This is a genomic window from Actinomadura sp. NPDC048032 (assembly GCF_040653175.1).
Lineage (GTDB): Bacteria > Actinomycetota > Actinomycetes > Streptosporangiales > Streptosporangiaceae > Spirillospora > Spirillospora verrucosospora.
In genome coordinates, this window is the sequence record NZ_JBEZJP010000692.1 from 1 (window position 1) to 2,461 (window position 2,461).

3 protein-coding genes and 1 pseudogene are annotated in these 2,461 nt (G+C 70.9%); all 4 read left to right on the forward strand.

From position 1 onward, the window contains the following. Positions 1-1,009 (forward strand): hypothetical protein (locus AB0C69_RS41115; RefSeq protein WP_360362084.1); only part of this gene is annotated, 1,009 nt, incomplete at its 5' end. Next, positions 1,006-1,956: a DUF6772 family protein gene (locus AB0C69_RS41120; RefSeq protein WP_360362087.1), complete on the forward strand. Its 951-nt coding sequence runs from the start codon at positions 1,006-1,008 to the stop codon at positions 1,954-1,956. The genes AB0C69_RS41115 and AB0C69_RS41120, both read left to right, overlap by 4 nt. 14 nt (positions 1,957-1,970) lie before the next feature. After that, positions 1,971-2,312 (forward strand): hypothetical protein, encoded by a 342-nt coding sequence (locus AB0C69_RS41125; protein WP_345182147.1) that lies wholly within the window; start codon positions 1,971-1,973, stop codon positions 2,310-2,312. Between the two features lie 54 nt (positions 2,313-2,366). Continuing rightward, a pseudogene (locus tag AB0C69_RS41130) lies at positions 2,367-2,461 on the forward strand (glycosyltransferase family 2 protein); the annotation flags it as partial.

Genomic DNA, 2,461 nt, shown 5'->3' on the forward strand with positions numbered 1-2,461 from the left:
GGCCGCGCAGGGCCCGCACCGCAAGCTCGACCTGCGGATCGCGACCTACAACACCTGCGGGCACGGATGCCTGCCGACCACGCAGGCCTGCGTGGACACCATCGGGCGCGACTGCGCCACCAAGCTCGAACCGTGGGCCGACGGGCGCGCCGCCCGGGTCGCCGACGACATCGTCCGCGCGCGCGCCGGGGTCGTCGTCACCCAGGAGATCGGCAACAACGCCACCCCGACGCAGCCCGGCGTGGACGTGGAGTCGTTCCGCGCCCCGCTGACCAAGGCGATGGCCGCCCGCGGCTACGCCGAGGCGCCCGCCGACTACGCCGGGACCAGGCACCCCCAGGAGGGCTACCGGCTGCAGTCCGGCGCGGGGCGCTTCACCTACTACGACGCGCGCAGGTTCTCGCACCTGGACGAGCGCGGCCGCGCGCTCCCCCACGACCTGCTCTGGCTGCCGGACTCCACCGAGATCTACGGCAAGACGATGACCTGGAACACCCTGCGCGACCTGCGCACCGGGCTGCGGTTCGTGGTCGTCGACATGCACCTGGAGTACCGCAAGAACGGCGCGACCGACCCCAACGGCTGGACCAAGAACTGGGACGAGGTCCGCTACCTCGACGCGCGCCGGACGGCCGAGTACCTCACCCGGGACAACGCCGACACCCGGCGGCTGCCGATCGTGTTCGCCGGGGACATGAACTCGGCATCGAAGGAGGACGGCCACAGCGCCTACGACGCCTTCTCCGACGTCGGCTACGCCGACTCGTTCGAGGCCGCGCCCGCGAACCGCCGCACCGGCGCCGAGTACGCCTCGTTCAACGGCGGCAAGATCCCGCTGCCGAGGTCCGAGGACAAGATCGACCACATCTTCGTCCGCAACGGCACGCGCGTCCTGCAGTGGACGCTCGTCCCGCAGACCACCGCCCAGGCCGGCGAGCCCCGCGACCTGCTGCGGTCCGACCACAACATGGTGCACGCCACCGTGAGGATTCAGGAGCCCACCCGATGACCTCCCCCGCGAGCGAGCGGTCGCTGGCCGCCGAACTGCGCCGGGCCGACCCCGCCCTGTCCCGCTTCAACCCGCTCGACCGGATCCTCGTCCACGACGAGTTCAACACCGGCACGCACGGGTGGATCGAGCTGCTCGGCAACTACGACGGGCACGGGAACCTCGACACCGTCGACGACCACATGCGCGACTTCCGGCCGCCGCAGCTCAGCTCCTGCAACTTCTTCGACGTCGGCACGCACGGCGCGATGTCCGGGACGTACGCGCTGAAGGTCGCGACGCGCCCGGTGGCCGGGCACACCGGCGTCGCGATCCGGCGGCTCACGATGGCCGGCCGGGGGCGCGTGCAGTTCGAGGCGTACCTGACGTTCAAGACCGAGGCGGCCTCGGAGGAGAACCAGGCGGCGCACAAGGCGGGCGCCGGCGAGTGGGACGCGAACCTGCACCCGTCCGAGCAGCAGTTCGGCGCGTTCACCATCGCGACCGACATCTGCGACGGCGTCCGCTACCACTGCGTCGCCCGCTACCTGAACACCGACCTGGAGAACCGGCTGCGGCGCGAGTGGGTGTACCCGACGGTGCCCGAGCCGACCCCGCGCGAGCACTTCGAAGGCAAGATCAAGCTGCCGCCGACCGCGGACTTCACCGCCCCGGAGCCGGACGACTGGAAGCCGTTCGGCGGCCCGCAGGAACTCTGCTACAACGAAGTGCCCACCAAGGTGAACTGGCACTACGTGCGCTGGGTGATCGACACCAGCACGCGCTCGAACATCGAACTGCAGGTGAACGACACCGTCTACGACATGCGCGACGTGCCGGTGCCGCCGTACGAGGAGGAGTACGGCTCCCTGGGCAACCTGCTGAACTTCTACGTCTCGGTCAGGACGCACACCGACGTGCGCAACTTCCTGTTCCTGGACTCTGTCCTGATCTCGGTCGACTGGTGAGGAGCCCCCAGAGCATGCGCGAGTCGTTCACGGCGGTACTGGAACGCAACCGCACCCTCGCGGGCGGTTTCGCGACGGAGCCGTACGAGGTGGCGTGGGCCGCGGAGGCCCGCTGGTTCGTCCGGACGCTGGAGCGGACCGGGACCGGCACCCTGATGCGGGTCACCACGCAGGTCTCCCCCGACGGCCTGCACTGGTGCGACCTGGACCCCGAGCGGGAGGTGACCGGCGACCTCGTCACCTGGGAGTCGTCCGGCTTCGGCGGCTGGCTGCGGCTGAAGGGCGCCGTCGAGGGCGAGGCCGGCGGCGGCGAGGCGTCGGCGAAGGTCATGATCTACCTCGCGCTGAAGAGCTGAGAGGAGCCGTCATGGACGTGCGCAGGCGCGAGTTCCTCGCCCTGACCGGCCTGGCTGGACGCGCATCCGCGGCTCGCCGTCGTGACCGGCCGGATCCTGGTGGAGCCCGGCGGCCGCGAGGACCCGATCGTCCCGGAGCTGCGGCACTC